12 protein-coding genes are annotated in these 20,151 nt (G+C 64.4%); 3 read left to right on the top strand and 9 right to left on the bottom strand.

Annotation, left to right across the window (positions count from 1 at the left end):
• Positions 1 to 59: 59 nt before the first annotated feature.
• The 3 genes from pstA to ACIGHL_RS14255 all read right to left on the bottom strand — a co-directional run bounded on the left by pstA (position 60) and on the right by ACIGHL_RS14255 (position 5,251).
• On the bottom strand, positions 60 to 1,676 hold the full coding sequence (gene pstA, locus ACIGHL_RS14265) for a phosphate ABC transporter permease PstA (RefSeq protein ID WP_181690002.1): 1,617 nt from the start codon (positions 1,674 to 1,676) through the stop codon (positions 60 to 62).
• A 108-nt stretch (positions 1,677 to 1,784) separates the two neighbouring features.
• Complete coding sequence (locus ACIGHL_RS14260) at positions 1,785 to 4,061, bottom strand: ABC transporter permease subunit (RefSeq protein ID WP_128120439.1); 2,277 nt, start codon at positions 4,059 to 4,061, stop codon at positions 1,785 to 1,787.
• 215 nt (positions 4,062 to 4,276) lie between these two features.
• Positions 4,277 to 5,251 carry a PstS family phosphate ABC transporter substrate-binding protein gene (locus ACIGHL_RS14255; RefSeq protein WP_045423571.1) on the bottom strand — a complete coding sequence of 325 codons (975 nt, stop codon included), beginning with the start codon at positions 5,249 to 5,251 and terminating at the stop codon, positions 4,277 to 4,279.
• Positions 5,252 to 5,468: 217 nt separating this feature from the next.
• On the opposite strand from ACIGHL_RS14255, the gene ACIGHL_RS14250 reads away from it, so the two are divergent.
• Positions 5,469 to 5,870, top strand: a complete 402-nt coding sequence (locus tag ACIGHL_RS14250; protein ID WP_045423569.1) for an acyl-CoA thioesterase — start codon at positions 5,469 to 5,471, stop codon at positions 5,868 to 5,870.
• Positions 5,871 to 5,877: 7 nt separating this feature from the next.
• On the opposite strand, the gene ACIGHL_RS14245 is transcribed toward ACIGHL_RS14250, so the two are convergent.
• Entirely contained in the window at positions 5,878 to 7,059 is a 1,182-nt protein-coding gene (locus ACIGHL_RS14245) for a GGDEF domain-containing protein (RefSeq protein ID WP_128120440.1), read from the bottom strand.
• A 165-nt stretch (positions 7,060 to 7,224) separates the two neighbouring features.
• On the opposite strand from ACIGHL_RS14245, the gene ACIGHL_RS14240 reads away from it, so the two are divergent.
• Positions 7,225 to 8,142, top strand: coding sequence for an AEC family transporter (locus tag ACIGHL_RS14240; RefSeq protein WP_181689998.1), 918 nt, complete (start codon positions 7,225 to 7,227; stop codon positions 8,140 to 8,142).
• A gap of 31 nt (positions 8,143 to 8,173) precedes the next feature.
• Here the strand turns inward: ACIGHL_RS14240 and ACIGHL_RS14235 are convergent, their stop codons facing one another.
• The 5 genes from ACIGHL_RS14235 to recC all read right to left on the bottom strand — a co-directional run bounded on the left by ACIGHL_RS14235 (position 8,174) and on the right by recC (position 18,933).
• Positions 8,174 to 8,956 carry a substrate-binding periplasmic protein gene (locus ACIGHL_RS14235; protein WP_216707050.1) on the bottom strand — a complete coding sequence of 261 codons (783 nt, stop codon included), beginning with the start codon at positions 8,954 to 8,956 and terminating at the stop codon, positions 8,174 to 8,176.
• Between the two features lie 85 nt (positions 8,957 to 9,041).
• Positions 9,042 to 9,497, bottom strand: coding sequence for a hypothetical protein (locus ACIGHL_RS14230; RefSeq protein ID WP_128120443.1), 456 nt, complete (start codon positions 9,495 to 9,497; stop codon positions 9,042 to 9,044).
• 138 nt (positions 9,498 to 9,635) lie between these two features.
• On the bottom strand, positions 9,636 to 11,486 hold the full coding sequence (gene recD, locus ACIGHL_RS14225; RefSeq protein ID WP_128120444.1) for an exodeoxyribonuclease V subunit alpha: 1,851 nt from the start codon (positions 11,484 to 11,486) through the stop codon (positions 9,636 to 9,638).
• A 175-nt stretch (positions 11,487 to 11,661) separates the two neighbouring features.
• The gene (gene recB / locus ACIGHL_RS14220; protein ID WP_128120445.1) at positions 11,662 to 15,210 is read right to left on the bottom strand and encodes an exodeoxyribonuclease V subunit beta; all 3,549 of its coding nucleotides are present in this window, start codon (positions 15,208 to 15,210) and stop codon (positions 11,662 to 11,664) included.
• A 411-nt stretch (positions 15,211 to 15,621) separates the two neighbouring features.
• On the bottom strand, positions 15,622 to 18,933 hold the full coding sequence (gene recC / locus ACIGHL_RS14215; RefSeq protein WP_128120503.1) for an exodeoxyribonuclease V subunit gamma: 3,312 nt from the start codon (positions 18,931 to 18,933) through the stop codon (positions 15,622 to 15,624).
• Positions 18,934 to 19,162: 229 nt separating this feature from the next.
• On the opposite strand from recC, the gene ACIGHL_RS14210 reads away from it, so the two are divergent.
• A complete protein-coding gene (locus tag ACIGHL_RS14210; RefSeq protein WP_128120446.1) occupies positions 19,163 to 20,053 on the top strand; it encodes a cache domain-containing protein in 891 nt (296 codons plus the stop codon).
• Positions 20,054 to 20,151: the final 98 nt, after the last annotated feature.

Raw genomic sequence — 20,151 nt, 5'->3', positions numbered from 1 at the left:
GGCTAGAAGCTCGGGCTGCGATCGTTGCAGCGCCGGGCCACCAGCGGGTCTGTCGGCTATTAGTGGTCGAGCGCTTTGTATTTTTCGCGCAGATGGTTACGGAGCACGACGGCCGAGAGGTTCAGCGTCGCGATCACCAGCACCAGCAGCAGCGCCGTTGCATAGACCAGCGGCCGCGCCGCCTCGACATTAGGGCTCTGGAAGCCGACGTCATAGATATGAAAGCCCAGGTGCATGATCTTCTGATCCAGGTGCAGGTAGGGGTAGTTACCGTTGAGCGGCAGGCTCGGCGCCAGCTTGACCACCCCGACCAGCATCAAGGGTGCTACCTCGCCGGCGGCACGGGCCACGGCAAGAATCAGGCCGGTCATCATCGCCGGGCTGGCCATCGGCAGGACCACTTTCCACAGCGTCTCGGACTTGGTCGCACCCAGCGCCAGCGAGCCTTCACGGAGGATCCGCGGAATGCGCGCCAGGCCTTCCTCGGTGGCCACGATGACCACCGGCAGCGTGAGGATCGCCAGGGTCAATGATGCCCACATCAGGCCTGGAGTGCCGAACACCGGCGCTGGTGCGGCTTCGGGGTAGAAGATCCGATCAAGCGAACCACCCAGGACGTAGACGAAGAAGCCCAGGCCGAACACGCCGTAGACGATCGAGGGAACCCCGGCGAGGTTGTTGACCGCGATGCGGATGATGCGGGTCAACACACCTTGCTTGGCATATTCACGCAGGTAGACCGCAGCGATCACGCCGAACGGGGTGACGATCACCGCCATGATGATGGTCATCAGCACGGTGCCGAAAATCGCAGGGAAGATGCCGCCTTCGGTGTTCGCCTCGCGTGGTTCGTCGCTGACGAACTCCCACACCTTGGCAGAGTAGAAACCTAGCTTGTCGAGCGTCGACATGGCGTTCGGGCGGTAGGCACGGACGATCTTGCCGAGGCTGATCTCCTTTTCCTGACCGTCCATGGTGCGCATGGTGATGCTGTCGCGATTGAAGCCTGTGTAGAGCGCGACCAGCTCGCTCTCGAGCGCTTTGTATTCGGCGTCCCACTGCGCCCGCTCGGCATCGAGTTCGGCCTGTGCGGCCGCATCGAGCTTATCGTCCAGCTCCAGCTTGCGGGCCTTCAGACGCAGGCGTTCCAGGCCATGGTTGATGCGACCGATGTCGACCTTTTCCAGCTTGGCGATACCGGCATGCAGGTCGTCGATGCGGTCAATCCGCTTTTGCAGCTCTGGCCATGCGGCATCGCCCTCGGCCACCGGCTGACCGCTTTCTTTGACGTTCAACAGCTCGCCATAGAAGTTGCCCCACTCGCGGCGCTCCAGCGCCACCAGATCGGCCGGCTTGCGCGGATTGCTCAGCCACTCGCCGACAACCCAGGAAAAGTCCGCACCGTAGACCTCGCGGTTACCGACCTTGAGCAGCTCACGGGTCATGAACTCGCCGCCTTCGACGTCCACCGGCAGGCCACTGGCCGCCAGACGTGCACGCGGCACCTCTTCAGCCTGCACCACCTCGCCAGCCATCACCCGCGGCTGCGATCCCGGCACTTGGTAATCGGCCACGATCACGTCGTCCGGCCAGAAATGCTCGAGGCCGCGTACGGCGATTACCGCCAGCAGGCCGAGTGTCATGATCACGGCGATCGCCACGGCGCCCGCGTTCATCCAGACCCAGGGGCTGCCGCTCTTGATCCAGGTTTTCAGCGAATCCTTTTTCACGGATCGATACCTTTGTCGAAAACTTGTCGCAGCCGTCGCCGGCTGCGTTCTTTATTACAGGCTGGCGTACTTGCGGCGCAGGCGCTGGCGGATCAACTCGGCCAGGGTGTTCATCACGAAGGTGAACATCAGCAGCACCATCGCGGCGAGAAACAGCACGCGATAGTGAGTGCTGCCCACTTCCGATTCGGGCATCTCCACTGCGACGTTGGCCGCCAGGGTGCGCATGCCTTCGAAGATGTTGGCTTCCATGATCGGCGTGTTGCCGGTGGCCATCAGCACGATCATGGTTTCACCCACGGCGCGGCCCATACCGATCATCAGTGCGGAGAAGATGCCTGGGCTGGCGGTCAGCAGCACCACGCGGGTCAGCGTCTGCCAGGGCGTTGCGCCGAGTGCCAGTGAGCCTAGCGTGAGGCTGCGCGGCACACTGAACACGGCATCTTCGGCGATCGAGTAGATCGTCGGGATCACCGCGAAGCCCATCGCGATACCAATCACCAGCGCGTTGCGCTGATCGAACGGAATGCCCATGTCGTTGGACAGCCACAGGCGCATGTCACCACCGAAGAACCAGTTTTCCAGGTATCCGCTGATGGCCAGGGAGCCCCAGCCCACCGCAAGGATCACGGGTATCAGCAGCAGCGCTTCCCAACCATCCGGCACGCTCAGGCGAATGTTTTCCGGCAGCCGGCTCCAGAACCAACCGGCCAAGAGAATGCCCACCGGCATCAGCAACAGCAGGCTGAAGATGCCGGGCAGGTGGTTTTCCAGGTAGGGCGCAAGGAACAGGCCGGCAAAGAAACCCAGGATGACCGTTGGCAGCGCCTCCATCAGCTCGATCACCGGCTTGACCTTGCGGCGTAGCGCCGGCGCCATGAAATAAGCGGTATACAGCGCGGCGCAGATCGCCAGCGGAGCGGCCAGCAGCATCGCGTAGAACGCCGCCTTGAGCGTACCGAACGCCAGGGGTGAAAGACTCAGCTTGGGTTCGAAGTCACCGGTAGCCGACGTGGACTGCCAAACGTAGTCCGGCTCAGGGTAACTTTCGTACCAGACCTTGCCCCAGAGCGCGCTCCAGGAAATCTCCGGGTGCGGATTGTCGATGACGAAGCGCTGGAGCTGATCACCCGACTCCACCAGCAAGCGGGTGGCGCGAGGCGACATGGCGGCAACGGCAGCGCCCTCGGCGACCTGCTCGGTCAGCAGGGTACGGTGAGCGGTGCTGTGGAAAATGCCGAGCGTGCCGTCGCTGTCCAGCGCCAGAAAGCCTTTGCGGCGCTGTTCTGGAATAATCTGAGTGATCGGCTGGCCGTCCAACTGAAAGTTGCGCACGTTTTTCAGCTCGGACTGACCGTCGTCGCTGCGCACCATGAACCACTGACCAATGCCACCGGTCGAGTCGCCAACCATCAATGAGATGCCGCCAAGCAGCGAGGCGACGGTCGTGATTTCGCCTTTGCCGCCCAGCAACTTGTAACGGCCGTTGAGCTGATTACGACGCAGATCGAAAACATCCACGTTCGCCCGGCCGCTCACCGCGAACAACCACATGTGCCGCGGGTCGACGAGCAACGCCTTGATCGGATCGGACAGTTGAGGCAGCGCAACGCGCTCCTCCTCCAGGCTGGTTTCGCCCGTCATCAGGTTTTCGGTGGCGGCGATTTTCAGCGCATGCAGCTCGCCGTTCGTGGCGCCGGCAACCATCAGGGTCGAACCATTTAGGCTGATCGCGGCGTTCTCGATCGGACGCCCTTGCGGGTCGAGGCTCAGCGGCTCCTCACCGAAGGGGTAGTCCAGCTGCGGCGTGATGGTCTTCTTGCCTTCCGGGTAGCTGACTTTGTAATTGTGCTCTGCAACCAACACTTGGCCGTTGCTCAGCCCCAGCACCATGCGGCGATTGCCAGGCGTGTCCTGGCCGACCGAGACGATCTGGCTGCCAGCCGGCAGCGGCAACTCTACGGTACGCAGCAGGTCGCCAGTGGGTACGCTGAAGAAACGAACGGCTCCGTCGCTGCCCAGACGCATCGCCACCTTGTTCTGCTCTTCCACGGCCAGCAACAGCGGCTCGCCGGCATCGGCCAGCCAGGCCGGCTGCTGCACTTCACGCGCCTCCAGTTCGGCGCCCTGGAACATGGGCGCTACGACCTGCGCGAGATAGAAGAAAATCAGGGTGATGGCGCCAAGCACGGCGAGGCCGCCAATGGAGACATACCAGCGCGCCAGCTTGTCTTTTAACGCGCGGATACGGCGCTTGCGCTGCAGGGCCGGGGTGTTGAAATCCAGCCGTTGCACATCGGAATTCGCGCTCATGGTCTCGATATCGTTCATGCGAAGGTTCCTGGCCACTCAGGCCGCTTAAACTGCTGCGCCGTTGGCGCGAGTCGTTTCCTGGCTTGATGGCCGGTCGGGCGCCTAATTTAATGCAGCTGTGTGACAGAAAAATTACAGCGAGGTGACGTGACAACGCCCACCGGCGCAAGAAGCGTGGCGGGCGTCGTACTCAAGCCTTGCAGCGATCGCTGCAGGCCTGAACGCTGCTGGGTTTAGTCGTTCTGCAGACCCAGGTCGCTGAGAGTCTTGTCGACGACTTTCTTCGGCAGCGGGATGTAGCCGTCCTTGACCACGACTTCCTGGCCCTGCTTCGACAGCACAAGCTTGAGGAACTCGGCGTCGATCGGGCTCAGCGGCTTGTTCGGAGCCTTGTTGACGTAGACGTAGAAGAAGCGTGCCAGCGGGAACTTGCCAGCCAGAGCGTTCTCTTCGTTGGCTTCAAAGGCTTCGCCACCCTTGGACAGGGGCACAGCGCGGACGCTGGAAGTCTTGTAGCCGATGCCTGAGTAACCGATCGCGTTCAGGGTGCTGGAGATCGACTGCACCACCGAAGCGGAGCCCGGCTGCTCGTTGACGTTAGGCTTGAAGTCACCCTTGCACAGCGCTTCTTCCTTGAAGTAGCCATAGGTGCCGGAAACCGAGTTACGACCGAACAGCTGGATCGGCTTGCTCGCCCACTCGCCAGTCAGGCCGACGTCACCCCAGGTAGTGATGTCCTTTTCGCCACCGCACAGGCGGGTGCTGGAGAAGATCGCGTCGACCTGCTCGATGTCCAGGCTCTTGATCGGGTTGTCCTTGTGGACGAACACGGCCAGGGCGTCGATAGCGACCGGCACGGCAGTCGGCTTGTAGCCGTATTTCTCTTCGAAGGCCTGGATTTCGTTGTCCTTCATCGGACGGCTCATCGGGCCGAGGTTGGCCGTGCCTTCGGTCAGCGCGGGCGGTGCAGTGGAGGAGCCGGCGGCCTGAATCTGGATGTTGACGTTCGGGTAGGCACGCTTGAAGTCTTCGGCCCACAGCGTCATCAGGTTGGCCAGGGAGTCGGAACCGACGCTGGACAGGTTGCCGGATACGCCGGAGGTCTTCTCATAGGTCGGCAGTGCTGGATCAACCGCGGCCACTGCGTTGGCAGCGCCTACACCAGCGGCAACAAAGGTCAAGGCCGCCATCAAACGATTCAGTTTCATTCCATGCTCCTAGCAGGGGTGTGTCAGTGTTTGGAACGGGGGCCATTGTCTGCAGGCCGTGTGAACACTCTATGAACTGAATATGACAATCTGGTGACGATACTGAACTTTAGGCCTGCCCGGTCGCTGTCACTATCTACAGCCGCTATACTCGCCCCCGCCCGCACTGCTGCGAGCTTTTCGCGCAAGAAAAACAAACGCGCCGCGAGTCCGACCGATGAACGAATACGAACAGGAAGATCCAATCCCGCAGGGCGACCTGGCCTTGCAGCTGACCGCCCTGCCGCGTGAGACCAACGGTTTCGGCGATATTTTCGGGGGCTGGCTGGTATCACAGATGGATCTGGCCGGCACCGCCATGGCCAGCCGCGTTGCCGCCGGCCGAGTGGCAACGGTGTCCATCGACCGCATGGCCTTCATGGTGCCGGTGGCAGTCGGCGCGCAGCTTTCGTTCTACACCCAGACGCTGGATGTCGGCCGCAGCTCGATCCGCATGCTGGTGGAAGTGTGGAGTGATGACCCGCTGTCCAGCGAATGGCGCAAGGTCACCGAGGCGGTATTCGTCTTTGTGGCCATTGATGGCAGCGGCCGCACCCGCCCGGTCACGCCACGCCGCTAAAAGCCGTTCAGCGCACCACGTAGCGGTTCTTTCCAGCCTGCTTGGCCTGGTACAACGCCGCATCGGCGGCCTGATAGAGTTGTTCGGCGGTCTGCCCTGGCTTCCACATCGCAATGCCAATACTCGTTGTGGCGCATGCGCTCTGGGCCGATGCCGGATGAGGGATGGCACGCTCAGCGAGTGCAGACAGAAGCTGCGCCGCGATGGCCTGCGCTGAGCTCTCGTCGCAATTGAGCAGCAACAACGCAAACTCTTCCCCCCCTACCCGGGCCGCCAGATCCATCGGCCGCCGGGAGAAACGGCCCAGCAAGTCGCCGAAATCGCGGATCAGCGCATCGCCAGCCGGGTGCCCCAGGCTGTCGTTGTAGGCCTTGAAGTTATCTAGATCCAGGAGTAGCAGCGCGAGCGGCTGGCGGTCCCGACGGGCTTGTAACAGCGTCTGCCGCAGTGCTGCATCAAAGCTACGGCGATTGGCCAGTCCAGTCAGCGAGTCGTGCTGCGCGACCCAACCGAGCAGCTGGCGTACCAGGAATTGCTCACGCTGCGAGTATTCATGGATGTAGCGGCTGATCGCTCCGATCGTCAACAGCAACACGTAATAGCTGACCGAGATCCAATGCACCTGCATTTCGCTGGAGGAGAGGATGAGCGCCGCCATCAGGATATCGATCAGGATGATCGACGCCGCACTGATCAGCGCACGCCAGAAGGTGATGCCGAGAAAGAAGAATGAACAGACGATCAACAGCCCAGCACCGTAGCGGAACGCCAGCTCTGTCTGGGAGACCTCGTAATGGATATCGATGCGCGCCGCAACGATCCCAACCAGCACCAGCAGCAACGGAAACAGTCGGTTGGCAACCAGCCGGACCCGCCGATGAAAGACCGACATGACCAGGATCGCTAAACCCGGCGCCATTTCCACCAAACGCAGCAGGGTCAACTCGCGCAGCCACCTCGGGTCAGACCCGGCATACAGTTGCCGTTCGGCATAGTGATAACCGGCCACCACCACCAGCAAAAGGCAGGCACCCAGCACTTGCGCAAAGCGCGCCTGACGCCCCAAATAACGGCGAAATTCGCGCTCCAAGTCAGGCGCAAACAGCAGGCCCCGAAAGCCTGTCAGCAGTTGTCTGCCATGCGGGGTATCGCGGAAATCTTCGGCAGACTGCTGTTCTAGGGGTTGCATCGACGTTGCTCAGGTCATGGCGCGGGCAATGATATCACTTAGACATTATCCCGACGGCTTTCCCGATGAACGTGCTGCAACCGCTCTGGGGCAGAGCAATCCGCATCGCTCGTCTCTTGCCGACGCCTTCACGAGCCTCCACTATCGAGTCACCTGCACTGTTGGATGTATCGCGTGACCAGCCTTCTGCTCGCCCTATGGCCTCTGTTTGCCCTGATCATTGCCGGCTACTTTCTGCGCCTGCGCGACTTCCCCAACGAGGCCTTCTGGCCTGGCGCCGAGCGCATCAACTACTTCGTGCTGTTCCCGGCCCTGCTGTTCAGCAGTCTGGCCACCGCACCTTTGGACAACCCGGCGCTGCCCCGCTTGGCTGCTGCCGTGTTGCTGGCCCTGGGATTGGCGTGGATCGTACTGCTGATCATGAAGCGCCTGCGCGGCTGGTCGGCGGCGCGCTTCGGCGCCTTTGCCCAGGGTGCCCTACGTTTCAACACCTATCTGGGCCTTGCGGCTGTCGGCAGTCTGTTCGGCAAGGAGGGCCTGGCCATGGCCGCGCTAATGCTGGCGCTGATGGTGCCAACCGTTAATGTGATGTCAGTCTGGGCGCTGACCGCTGAGCGCGGCGTCAGCGCGCGCGCCCTGCTGCTGCCGATCGCGAAAAACCCCTTGATCGTCGCCTGCGTCACGGGCGCCCTGGTCAACCTGTCCGGGCTCGGCCTGCCTGGCGGCACTGACCGGCTGCTGGGTCTGCTGGCCGCAGCCAGTTTGCCCTTGGGCTTGCTCTGTGTCGGCGCCGCCCTGAAGCCGAAGGAACTCGGAGGCGAAATTCCCGCGTTGGGCTGGAACAGTGCTGTGCGCCTTCTGGCAGTGCCGCTACTGGCCTACGCCGTCGCTCGCCTGCTCCAACTGCCTGCCATGGAAACCACCATCATCGTCCTGTTCTTTGCCCTGCCCACAGCGCCTACCGCGTACGTGCTAACCCGGCAGCTCGGTGGTGACAGCCACCTGATGGCCGGCATCATCACCCTACAAACACTGCTCGCTGCGGCCAGCTTGCCACTGGTGCTGACACTGCTCGAACGCTGAAAACCGTGACCGACACCAGCCATCGCGGCCGTTATCGCCCTGTCGTGGGGCGGCGTTCCATTGGAACGCTGTCGGCAGCGAACGACTCGATCAAGCGCTGATAATCGCCACTGTCCTGAAGGGTTCTGAGTCCCCGATCGAACCGCTCGATCAGCTGTCCGGCGTCCGGTCGGCTGCGCGGGACGATGAGGTGAATCGTCTGACGGCTCAACACCGAATCGGAAACATGAAAACGTCGCCGATCCACTTCGGTTGATTGCACGGCGTGGACGCCCAGCAGACGATCAGCCAGAAACACATCATCTCGGCCAAGCAGTAGCAACAACGCACACTCGCTCAGGCTCGGCGGCGAATGTCGAACCAGTACACCCCGATCAACCAGTGCCTGGACTCCAGCAGGCAGCTGCCAGCCCAGCGGGTGGCACAGCCGCCTGCCGCTGAAGCCCGCGAGGTCACTGACTTCGAATGCATCCGTGGCGCGACTGAACAGGTGTTGCTCGGAAACATAGAGCGGCGCCGAGTAAAGGAAATCATGCTCGCGCTGCTCCGCACGGATGTACGGAAAAGTCGCGTCGTATTCGCCGCGAAGGGTCATCAGATAGCCCCGATTCCAGGGCTGCCAGGCAAGCGACGACGCTAATCCGCTGCGCTCGAGCGCAGCCTGTGCGACCGCCGAGAGCATGCCGCCCCGAGGCAGTGCGCGATCAGTGAGCGGGGCGTAGTCATCGCCCGTCACCAGGCGCACATCCGCGGCATGTGCCCCAAGACTGACCGCCAGGCTCAGCAGAGCGCCCCGGCTACAAAAACCTTTCATCACCACCTTTGCCATCCTTGCGAAAACGAGTGAAGCGCAACCTAGCGAATACCAAAGCCAGCAACCATCAACGCATCGGGTGCCGCTAGCGGACGACTTGGCCGCGCGACAAGCGCAACAGCAGCAGTGCCATGCCCACTCCAGCGGCGATCAACACCAGCGTCGGGCCCAGATAGCCGACCAGCTCCTGCAGCCAGGCGAGCAGTTGGCGAACGATCAGCAGGTTCAGGCTTGGCCCCGCAGCGTCCGCATCAAGCCGATAGGCGCCCGCTAGCCAGATGTCGTAGGCGGACCTCAGCGGCAGCAGCGCAAGTGGCAGCAACACCAGGCACACCCAGTAGCCGCTGCGCCGCCTTGGCCCCAACAGCCCCCAGGGCCGGTAGGCCGCGCGGATCAGCTGGAAGAAACAGAAGCTGTAATAGGCGATTAGCAACAAGACGAACGCGCCACTCCAGGATGGGGCAATCCAGAGTTCACGCACCATGACTCCAGTGAGCGACAAGCTGAGCAGGCCCCAGACCAGAAGAAAGAAGATTTTCATCGCATGTTCCGGTTGTCGGTTATCGGTTGACGGCGAAGCCACATCGGAACAGAAACCGTTAGTGGATACGCGCAACCGTTTCACGAAACTGGCTGCGATGCGCAGCGATCATGCCCGCTACGAGCAGCGGCGCACGCATCAGAACAGGCTGAGCTGATCGCCCACCGGCTCGCTGGCCGGCTTCGGCAGGCCATCCCCCTCGCCTGTGCGATTCGTGTTGCCTAGGCTCAGCCTTTCAGCAAGTCCGGCCGCACGCTCGGCGCGGGTGCTTACGGCCTCGCCCAGACGCACCGGCAGCGCCCAAATCTCCACCTTGCGCTTGGCACGGGTGATGCCGGTGTAGAACAGCGAGCGGGTCAGCAGCGGGCTGGGCTGCTCGGGCAGCGCCAGCAGCACTTCACTGAATTCCGAGCCCTGGCTCTTGTGCACGGTCATGGCGAAGGCGCTGTCATGGCTCGGCAGGCGCGCCGGGGCAAAGCCGCGATAGCCCTCGTCGCCCTCGAAGAACACCCGCAGGCCCTGCTCGGTTTTAAGGCACAGGCCAATATCGCCGTTGAACAGGCCCAGGGCGTAGTCGTTCTGCCGGACCATCACCGCGCGGCCGGAGTACCAGCGTTCGCGCGCCGGCACGCCGAGGCGACGCTTGAAGCGCGCTTCCAGTGCCTCGTTGATGCCGGTCACGCCGAAAGGCCCTTCGCGCTGGGCGGTCAGCGCGCGGAAGCCGTTGAAGGCCTCGAAGGCGGCGGCTGGATCGGCCTGGCGTGCGCCCTGCAGATAGGGCGAATAGCCCTGCTCCAATCGTTCGATCAGTGCGGCGGACGTTGGCGTGCCATTCCAGGCAAGATCGGCGCGCCCTTCCTGCAGCAGTGCAATCGTGCCCTTGGCGTCGCCGCCATTGATTCGCCGCGCCAGCTCACCGATGCCGCTGTCGCCGGCGAAGCGGTGGCTGTAGGTGAGCAGCACAACCGCATCGCCGAGGCGCGAGCGCGGCGGTTCGACCGATACGTGCTGCCCGGTAATGCGTTGCAGATCGGCCGCGGCCTGGCTATCGAACCCTCGGCCTTCACAGAGTTCGGCGAACACCGCGCCGGCTTCCACGGCGGCCAATTGGTCTTTGTCGCCGAGCAGAATCAGCCGCGCTTTGGGCGGCAGCGCAGCGACCAGCTTGGCCATCAGCGCCAGGTCGACCATGGATGCCTCGTCCACCACCAGGACGTCCAGCGCCAACGGGTTGGCCGCATCGTGGCGCACCTTTGGGCTGTCGCCGCGGCTACCGAGCAGACGATGCAGGGTGCGCGCCTCGTCCGGCAGGGCGTCCTTGACGGCATCGCTGACCGGCAGCTCGGCTTTGGCATTACGGATCGCCTCGGCCATGCGCGCCGCCGCCTTGCCGGTGGGGGCCGCAAGGCCGATGGCCAGGCGTTCGCCGCCGGGCTGCTCCAGCAATGCCGCCAGCAGGCGCACCACAGTGGTGGTCTTGCCGGTGCCGGGACCACCGGAGATCACAGCCAGTCGCCGGCGTACCGCCTGTGCTGCCGCGAGGCGCTGCCAGTCGGGGCTTTGCTGATTGAAGGCGAACAACCGCGCCAGGCTGTCGCTCAGCTGAGTTTCATCGACATCCGGTGCGTCCGCTGCGCGAGTCAGCAGCTGTTCGGCCAGTTGCTCCTCGTAGGCTTGGTAACGGGCCAGGTAGAGGCGGTCACCGACAAGAGTCAGTGGCGCGTAATCGTCCGGTCCGCCGATCAGTGGCGAGGCCTCAAGTTGCGTCCGCCATTGCGCCAGCGACGGCAAAGCCAGGTCGACTTCAGGCCAAGGTCGCTTGCCGGCGAATCGCTGAAGCGGCAGGCAGACATCCCCTGACGCCAGGGCTTCACAGCAGAGTGCAGCGGCGAGCAGCACCGGCTCGGGCGCATCCGGTTCGAGGCGTTGCAGGCTGGCGACGAAGGCGCGCTCCAGGGGGCCGAGGGGTAACTCTGAACGAAGCGTCATCGGATTGGCCTCGATACAGAAGGTGCCAGACGACGATCCCGACGGTGGGCTGAAGCCCACCCTACGAGCGGTGCGCCCGGATATCTCCGTAGGGTGGGCTTCAGCCCACCGATATGCCCGGCAGGATAAGCGCGTTCAACGGACGCAAGCTGCCTTTCTACAAACTCCACGTGCATCACTTGCCCTCCTCGAACAATCGATCCAACGCATCGAGCAGCGCATCGTCCGGCCGCGCGAAGTAGACACCGGCATCGGGCATGCCGCGCAAGAACAGGTAGAAGGCGCCGCCGAGCTGCTCGTCTTGAAAGTCCGCCAGCCGCTGGCGCAGGAAGCGGCGCAGCGCCACCAGGTAGATCAGGTATTGCAGGTAGTAATGCTCGCCTGCCAGCGCTTGCAACAGCCGTTCGCCGCCGTAGTAACTCGCGTCAGGTCCGAGCCAGTTGGATTTGTAGTCGGCGATGTACCAGCGGCCGTCGTGCTCAAAGGTCAGGTCGATAAAGCCCTTGAGAAAGCCCTTGAGGCTGTCGAATTCCAGCCGCCCCGCCGCTTCGCGCAGAGGGGCAGCCAAGCCGTTGGCCGGATCGACCAATAGGCTGCGCAGCCGCGCCACGTCGAGTTCCTGTACCGGGAAGGTGAAGCCCAGCTCGGGCAGGCGCCTGGCCGATTGCAATGCAGCGAGCGTCAGGCCGGAGCCATTCATATCGGTGTCGAGCACCTTTTGCAGATGGCTGGTGGCGATTTCGTTCCACTCCAACGGCAGGCCATAGGCTTGCAGCGCAGGTTCGACCAGCGCTTCTAGTTCGCCTTTGCCCCGCGCCCAGTCTTCGAGGATGGCGTGCAAGCATGTCCCGGCACGGGCTCCTCGGGGAAAGGCGAAAAAGCCGCTGCCCGGTTCGCCAGCATCGGGGATGGCCAGGGCGTCGCGGTCGGGTGCTTCCATGTGCATGCCGGCCGCAAGGCCGGAAAAGCTGCCGATCCGCCAGGCGCTGTGCAGGCTGCGATTGAGCTGCGACAACTGCTGAGGCGCCGCCGCACGGCCGGGCCCTTGGGCACTGGCTTCACGCAGCTCCAGCGGCACGCAGGCCATATGACCGTCGCTCCCCTGCACCAGCCGCTCGATGGCCAGGCGCAGGCTGCCGCCGTTAAGGTCGGCCAGATGATTGCCCAGCTCGGTCAGCGGATGCTCGCCAGGCAGTTCGCGGCCGTGTAGCAGCCAGGCCAGGGCGCTGCTGTGCAGACCCTCGTCCGCTAGGCTGCCATCCTTTTTTGGTTTGCAGAGATTCACAGGCCCCCAGTGCAACCAGAGACGATCGCGGGCGCGGGTCAGGGCCACATAGGCCAGGCGTAGCTGCTCGGCGAAGACTTCCTGGCGGGCGCGTTCGAGGTTGTCCTCCAGCTCGCCGCTGCCCAGGTCCAGCAGCGGTTGGCCGCTGGCATCGTGGCAGCGGGCGCTGTCGCGGTTCTTGCCGAGCAGCTTGCCGTCCCAGAGGAAGGGGCAAAACACCAGTGGGTATTCCAAGCCCTTGCTGGTGTGGATGGTGACGATCTGCACCCGCTCGGCATCGCTTTCCAGGCGCAGCAGGGCTTCCTCGCCGGCGCCTTCGCTGCCGCGCTGCAGGCTGAACCAGGCGAGCAGCGGCTCAAGACCCGGGCGCAGCAGGCTTTCGGCTTGCAACAGTTCACCCAGGTGCAGGAGGTTGGTCAGACGACGTTCGCCATCGACACGCGCCAGCAGCCGTTCGGCCACCGCCTGCTCGTCGAGCCAGGCCCGGAACACGCGCATGAACCCCTGCTGCTGCCAGAGCTGGTGATAGCGCTCGGCGGCTTCGCGCTCGGCGTCCCACTGCTGCTGATCGTCCTGGCAGCGGGCGAGATCGGCAGCGCTGCGGCCCAGTAGGCGCGTGGCCAGCGCATAGCGCAGCAACCCTTCGCGACCGGGCTCGGCGTAGGCGGCGAGCACCGCGGCCAGCTCAGCCGCCTCCTCACTGCGCCAGACGCTGTCACGCCCGCGGCGCACGCTGGGCACACCGCGCGCCGCCAGCTCGTCGGCGATCATCCCGGCCTGGCGGTGATTGGCGACCAGCACGGCAATGTCACCACCCTTGAGCGGTGTGAACTCGCCGTCCTTGTCGAAACCAGCACGGCCCTCTGCGGCGCCCGCCAGTTGCAGGGCGATACGACGGGCGGTGTCGCTGGCCGCCAGTTGCGCGGCCTCGCCCTTGCCCAGCGGATCGTCGCCGAGCCAAACCAGCGAAAGCGGCGCGGCGCGGCCTTCTTCAACCAGACGCAGGCTGGCCCGTGGCTTGTCGGCGGCACCCACCGGTGGATAGCGCAGATCAGGTTGGGCGAACGGCTGCGGATGGTCGAACAGCTGGTTCAGCGCGGCAATCAGCTCGGGCGTCGAGCGGTAGTTGGTGGGCAGGTTGAAGGGTTCGCGATCGGCCTGCTGCTTGGCCGTCATATAGGTCGCAAGGTCCGCCCCGCGGAAGGCGTAGATCGCCTGTTTGGGATCGCCGACAAAACACAGCGACGCCTCGCCCGCCTTGGCATAGATGCGGTTGAAGATGGCGTACTGGATCGGATCGGTGTCCTGGAATTCGTCGATCAGCGCCAGCGGGTACGTGGCGCGAAGCGAAGCAGCCAAGTCCTCGCCGACAGGGCCTTTCAGCGCCAGATCCAGCCGGTTCAGCAGATCATCGAAGGCCAACAGCCGCTGCGCCGCCTTGCGTTCCGGCAGCTCACGGTTGAGCCGCTCCAGCAGCGCGACCTGCAGGGCGATCAACCGCTGCTTGCCCGCTGGCAGCGCCTCGGCGACCTGATCGGCCAGTTCATCCAGCGCATGGGCCAGTTCGCAGACGGGCGCGTCATGGCCCTTCTTGCAGGCCTTGCTCAACGCTCTGACACCGAACTTGGCCGCGCCCTCGGGTAGATCGAACATCACAGCCGGGTCGGCAAAATAGGCGTCGAGCTCGCTCCGCCAGGGCTCAAACTTGATCCCTTTGTGGGTACTTTGGCTGAGCCCACCGTGGGCCTGGAGCTCGGCGATCCAGGCGGTACCCGCTTCCCTCCACAGATCGGCGGCGCGTTGCCAAGCGGCCTCGACCGGACGCAGGTCCGCGGCGACCGGCGCACCCTGCGGTTCGACCCGCAAGTACGGCTTGCCCAGATGACTGCGCAGCCGCTGGCGCAGCCACACCGGCGTTATCCGGCTCTTGGCCAGGAAGCGCGCCCAGGCCGGATCGGCATCGGCCAGCTCGCTGCGCCAGGCGTCGGCGAGCAGCGCATCGATGATCTCGCGGTCATCGGCGGTCAGCTCGCTGTCGAAATCACCACCGGCCTCGAACGCGGCATCCTGCAGGGCGCGCTGGCAAAAGCCGTGGATGGTGAAAATGGCCGCCTCGTCAAAACCGTGCACGGCCAGCAACAGGCGCCGCCGCGAGGCTTCGTCGGGATAGCGGGCGTGTAGGCGGTTGAGGAAATCGTCGCTGCTCGGGGTGCCGTCGTAGACCGCCAGCAGGTCGGCCAGCCGCGCCCGGATGCGCTCGCGCAGCTCGGCGGTGGCGGCGGTGGTATAGGTGACCACGAGGATCTGCCCCACCGACAGCTGCCGCTCCAGCAGCAGACGCGCATACAGCGCGGTGAGCGTCCAGGTCTTGCCGGTGCCGGCGCTGGCCTCGATCAGAGAGCGGCCGTCGAAGGGCGAATCGAGCAGGTCGAGTTTCATGGCTTGATCCTCAGAGCCGGAGTTAACGTTGCTTTGCTGGCTATACCCTTCGATGCCTGATACCAGCTGCAGTTGAAAATCAGGAAGCCAATGCCAACGCCGAACGCACGGATAAGCAGATAAGCTAGCGCCGCGGACCGGGGCCCCTCAGGAGGCCGAGCGGAATTGATGCGCAGGGGGTTGAGCGGCATGGATGCCGCGAGAGCAGCGATGGGCCAGGGATGGCCCTTCGCTGCGTGCCCCCGGAGCGTCGATGGAGCGAGGGAACCCCGGCGCAGCCGGGGCCGGATGCGGGGTGTGCTTTCTCTTTGGTTACTTTCTCTTTGCACACGCAAAGAGAAAGTAACTCGCCCGTCAGGGGCGAAATCCTGGCCGTCGAACAGGCATGGCACCATGTGCAGACACAGTGCTTCAGACGTCATCACTCTGCTCCTTCTCATCCTCCAACGCTTCCAGCGCCGGGCCTATAAGCTGTTGGGCCAGTGCCTCAAACCGCTCATCCAGCGGATCACGATCACGATACGCCAATGCATTCCACGCATCCTCGCACTCGGCAGCTATAGGGCTGAACTCGGCGCCGAGCCAGGCTTCGCGGGCGCGCTTGCGGCCGCAATCGATTGGTTCACTGCCGCGGGCCGGCTTGCGGTAGCCCTTGGCGAACGCATGGCTGCTACGCGGCAGCAATGGCAGCGGCTCACGAATCGCACAGCGATAGGCGTCGAGCCAGGGTTCGAGCAGCTGCGCGGCGTTGGCCAGCGGCCCAAGTTGCCAGTCACCAGCTGGCGACAGCATCAGGCTGTGGCGCTCGATTCCCGGCGAGGCGGACAGGTTGAGCAGCAGATGGCGCAGCCAGAACGGCGGCAGGTCCCATTCGCCGAGTTTGCCAAGCTTCCAGCCGAACAGCCCGGCCGGGGTTACGCCGTCGAGCCAGCCATGCACGCGCACGCCGCCCAGGGTGATATCCACCGGCAGCGGCTCGGGCACCGCGTCCGGGCGCAGTTCGAACAGGCGCGGCGCGAAGGCACGCACCGGCCCGCGCAGCTTGCCCCACAGCGCCTGGCCCAGCTCGCCCGTCGGCAACCATCCGGCGGCGCAGGCCATGCGCCGTTCATCTTCGTCACTCCAGCCGTGCTCCATGGCCTGCAGTGACAGCCGACGCAGGCCATTCCAGGCCGGCATCTCCAGGTCGAACGGCTCGTCACTGGCGAGCGATTCCTGATCGTCAGCCAGACGCAAACCGAGGCGCTGTTCGAGTAGGAAGCGCGCCGGGTGGCGGAAACACTGCAACAGCTGCGACGGCTCGATGGTCAGCCAGGCCTCATCGGGCTCTGCAAGCAGACTGGCGAACGGCTGCGGCTGGGTCTGTGGTGGCTCGGCCAGACGCCCGGCGGCCCGAAACCAGGGCGAGGAAAAACCGGCGCACAGCCCGTCGCCGAAATTACGCGGTGAGAACGGCTGCAGCGGGTGGGCGACGAGAATTTTCTGGCTGGCCGTCTTGGGTGCGGACTCGCCTGTATGCTCGGAAGCCTGCGCGGTAGGCGGCAGCACGGCGGTCATGTCCATTGCCTCCAGCACTTCGCTGAGCAGCACCGAAGGCGGCAGCACGGCGTTGTCGCGCGGGTCGCGGCCGACATAGGACAGGTACAACGCCTCGCGCGCCGAAAGCAGGGTTTCCAGCAGCAGGTAGCGATCATCCAGCCGCCGGGCACGGTCGCCGCGGCGTGGATGGCGACCGATCAGATCGAAACCCGAGGGCGGCGTACGCCGGGGAAAGGCCCCATCGTCCAGCCCAAGCAGGCAGACCACGCGGAACGGCAAGCTGCGCATCGGCACCATGGTGCAGAAGGTCACCGCACCGGTAAGAAAGCCCGAGGCGCCGCCGCCCTGCTGCAAGGCGGCGCTGAGCTGCTGGTGCACCAGTTCCAGTTCGATGGGGCGTGTCAGGTCCGCGGCCTGGGCCTGATCGCGCAACGCCGCGCAGGCTTGGGACAACAAGAGCAGCGTGTCGCCGGCTTCGCGCTCATCGAACAGGGTGTCGATCAGCACCTGCAGGTCATCGGCCCATTCGGCCAGCGGACGCGGCCGGGCCAGCTGATCGGCCAGGCTGCCGAGCCGCTCGACAAACTCCACCAGCCGTCCCAGCAGTTGCGCTCGGGCACCTTCGAGCGCATCCAGCGGCCAGTGCTCGCCGAGCAGCGGTGCGTTGTGGCCAGCCAGTTGCGGCGGTGCGGCAAAGCCCAGCAGCAGCCGGTCCAGCCCCTGGCGCCAGGTAAAGGCCGACTCGTCGGGCAAGCCCAAGCGAACACGCTGGCTGCCGTCGCGCCCCCAGCGCACGCCGGCTTCGCGCAGCCAGTCGCGCAGCAGCGGCAGGTCTTCGCTTTCGATTCCGGCGCGGCGGGCGATGGCCGGCTGCTCCAGCCAGGCGAGGATTTCCTCGGCGGCGAAACGGCTCTGCGCCAGCATCAGCAATTCGAGGAACGCCTCGATCAGCGGCATCTCGGCGCGCAGGCTGCGGTCGGCCAGGCTGTAGGGTATCCGCGGGCTGCCCTCGCGCGGCGCGAATACGGCTTCGATAAAGGGCGCGTAGCGCTCGATATCCGGGGTCAGCACCACCACCTGATCGGGTGTCAGGCCCGGATTGGCAGCGAAGCGCGCCAGCAGCTGGTCATGGAGAATCTCCACCTCACGCAGCGGGGAATGGGCGATGTGCACTTCAAGCGAGCGGTCGCCCTCGGCCAGGGTGATGCGCTCATTGGGCTGGCGGGTGCGCAGGCGCAGGATGTCGTTCTGCAGCGCATGCAGCAGGCTGTCATCGCGCAGGTCTTCGTCCTCGGAATACAGACCGAATTCCTGGCTTCCTTCGCTGGCGGTCAGGCTGAACAGCGAGTCGAAGAAGTCGCGGCCCTGCTTGCCGAGACTGGCCAGCAACGGATGGCCTACGTCCAGATACCAATCATCGGCGCCACTCTCCGGCTGGCGCGCCAGCTCACGGATATCTCGAATTTCGCCCCAGGCCTCGCGGCTCGGGTTGAGCGCGCAGACCACCACATCGATATGCCGCGCCAGCCCGTCGAGCACGCGCAGGTGGTGCGGCGGCAGGCTGCTGATGCCGAACACCAGCAGGCGCTCGGGCAGGCCGGGCAAGGGTTCGTCGCTGTAGAGGCGTTGCAGCAGATCGCCTAGTAGGCGCGCGCGGTGCGGGTGGCCATCCTTGGTCAGCTCGCGCCACAGCAATGCCTGCCAGGCCTCGTCCGGGCCGAGATCGAAGGTTTCGCCACGCTCCCAGGCGGCCAGCCAGTCGTCGCGATAAAGCAGGTACTGGTCGAAGACATCAGCAATCTTGGCCGCCAGACTTAGCCGCCGGCGCTCGTCACCGCCGTCCAGATACTGCGCCAGACGCGGTGCGAGTTCGAGGTTGCCCGGATCGCAGAGCCAGCCGTACAAGCGCCAAGTCAGGGTGGTCGGGGAGAACGCCGATTGTTCGGGCAGGCTGCCGAGCACAGTGCGGCTCAGGTCCCAGACGAACTTTGCCGGCAACTGCATCTCCAGCTGCATGGCGATGCCCTGCTTGCGCGCCAGCTCCAGGGTCAGCCAGCGCCCCATGCCCTGGCTCGGCACCATCACCAGTGCCGGGGCGAAGGGGTCGCTGAGCGGCTGTGCGAGCAGGCGCGTGGCCAGTTCGCCGAGGGTTTCGAGGTCAGGGGCGTGGTAGAGGCTGAGCATGGCGGCGGCTTCGACTGGATCAGCGGCCAAGGGTAACAAGTTCCGGTTGCGCAGCGGTGCTGCAAAGGCATGCGTAGATAGCCGGTGCGGCGTTCCTTCCTACTCCTTTCGCAGGAACTCAACGGTTCTTGTGTTCAATATCAATCCCCTACCCGCCATAGGATATTCCATGACAGGCAGTCCCAATGCCCCCAGCAACCTGTCGCCTGCCTCAGGCTAGGAGCAATCGATGAAATTGAACAACCGGAACCTGCTGACTCTCATGTTGGGCGCGGCCATCAGCGCGAGCCCGCTGGCCTACGCAGTGACCGACAACGCGCCTGCCAAAGGCTCAGTGGAGCGCAGCCATGCGCGCCAGGCCAGTGCGCTGCTTGAGCGCGCCACCGCTCACCTGAAGGCGAACGGACCCGAGCAGGCGCTGGCCGCGTTCAATGACCGCCAGGGCAGCTTCGTCGATGGCCAGCACTATGTGTTCGTCCTGGACCCGAGCGGCACGATGCTGGCCAGCAACGGTGCGTCGCGCGCGCTGGTTGGGCTCAACGTGATGGACCTCAAGGACGCCGCCGGTAAACCCTTCATCCGCCAGATCGTCGACGGTGCCCGCACCGCTGACAGCGGCCAGGTGGACTACCACTGGCTGAACCCGGCCGACAATAAGGTCGAGAACAAGACCAGTCTGTACCGCAAGGTCGGCGATCAAATCCTCGCGGTGGGGTATTACATCCCGCGCTCTTCCGCCGAGCACGCGCAGAAAATGCTGGATGAAGCCGTAGCGCTGATGAAACGTTCGGGTGGCGAGGCTGCGTTCAAGGCCTTCAACGACCCCCAGGGCGGCTTCGTGATGAATGACGAGTATGTATTCGTTATCGGCCTGGAAGACGGCCAGTACCGCGCCAGCGGCGCTTCCCCCAACCTGGTGGGTGTCGATGTTCGCGAAGTCACCGATGCCGCCGGTACGCCGCTGTTCAAGCAGATGATCGAACTGGCCAAGAACAAGGGCAGCGGAACCGTCGACTATGTCTGGCGCAATCCGGCGACCAATGCGGTGGAGAAAAAGCACTCGCTGATCCGTCGGGTCGACGACGTGCTGCTAGGCGTGGGCTACTACTCGCCCAACTGATGCAAGCGCAGCGGTTCATGACGATTTCGTGAACGGGCGGCTGCCGACCATGGTCAACCGGATATAACCCACAGCGGAACTCCCGCCTTTGGCGAGAC

This window comes from Pseudomonas sp. NPDC077451, from assembly GCF_044543345.1.
Taxonomy (GTDB): domain Bacteria; phylum Pseudomonadota; class Gammaproteobacteria; order Pseudomonadales; family Pseudomonadaceae; genus Stutzerimonas.
The sequence above is the reverse complement of the archived record's forward strand: the minus strand, read 5'-3'. Positions and strand labels throughout refer to the sequence as shown.

Coding starts and splice junctions, on each gene's coding strand:
- ACIGHL_RS14245 (WP_128120440.1), bottom strand. CDS start 7,059: ATGCAACCCCTAGAACAGCAGTCTGCCGAAGATTTCCGCGATACCCCG.
- ACIGHL_RS14230 (WP_128120443.1), bottom strand. CDS start 9,497: ATGAAAATCTTCTTTCTTCTGGTCTGGGGCCTGCTCAGCTTGTCGCTC.
- recD (WP_128120444.1), bottom strand. CDS start 11,486: ATGACGCTTCGTTCAGAGTTACCCCTCGGCCCCCTGGAGCGCGCCTTC.
- ACIGHL_RS14240 (WP_181689998.1), top strand. CDS start 7,225: ATGTATCGCGTGACCAGCCTTCTGCTCGCCCTATGGCCTCTGTTTGCC.
- ACIGHL_RS14235 (WP_216707050.1), bottom strand. CDS start 8,956: ATGAAAGGTTTTTGTAGCCGGGGCGCTCTGCTGAGCCTGGCGGTCAGT.
- recB (WP_128120445.1), bottom strand. CDS start 15,210: ATGAAACTCGACCTGCTCGATTCGCCCTTCGACGGCCGCTCTCTGATC.
- ACIGHL_RS14250 (WP_045423569.1), top strand. CDS start 5,469: ATGAACGAATACGAACAGGAAGATCCAATCCCGCAGGGCGACCTGGCC.
- ACIGHL_RS14210 (WP_128120446.1), top strand. CDS start 19,163: ATGAAATTGAACAACCGGAACCTGCTGACTCTCATGTTGGGCGCGGCC.
- recC (WP_128120503.1), bottom strand. CDS start 18,933: ATGCTCAGCCTCTACCACGCCCCTGACCTCGAAACCCTCGGCGAACTG.
- ACIGHL_RS14255 (WP_045423571.1), bottom strand. CDS start 5,251: ATGAAACTGAATCGTTTGATGGCGGCCTTGACCTTTGTTGCCGCTGGT.
- ACIGHL_RS14260 (WP_128120439.1), bottom strand. CDS start 4,061: ATGAACGATATCGAGACCATGAGCGCGAATTCCGATGTGCAACGGCTG.
- pstA (WP_181690002.1), bottom strand. CDS start 1,676: ATGAACGCGGGCGCCGTGGCGATCGCCGTGATCATGACACTCGGCCTG.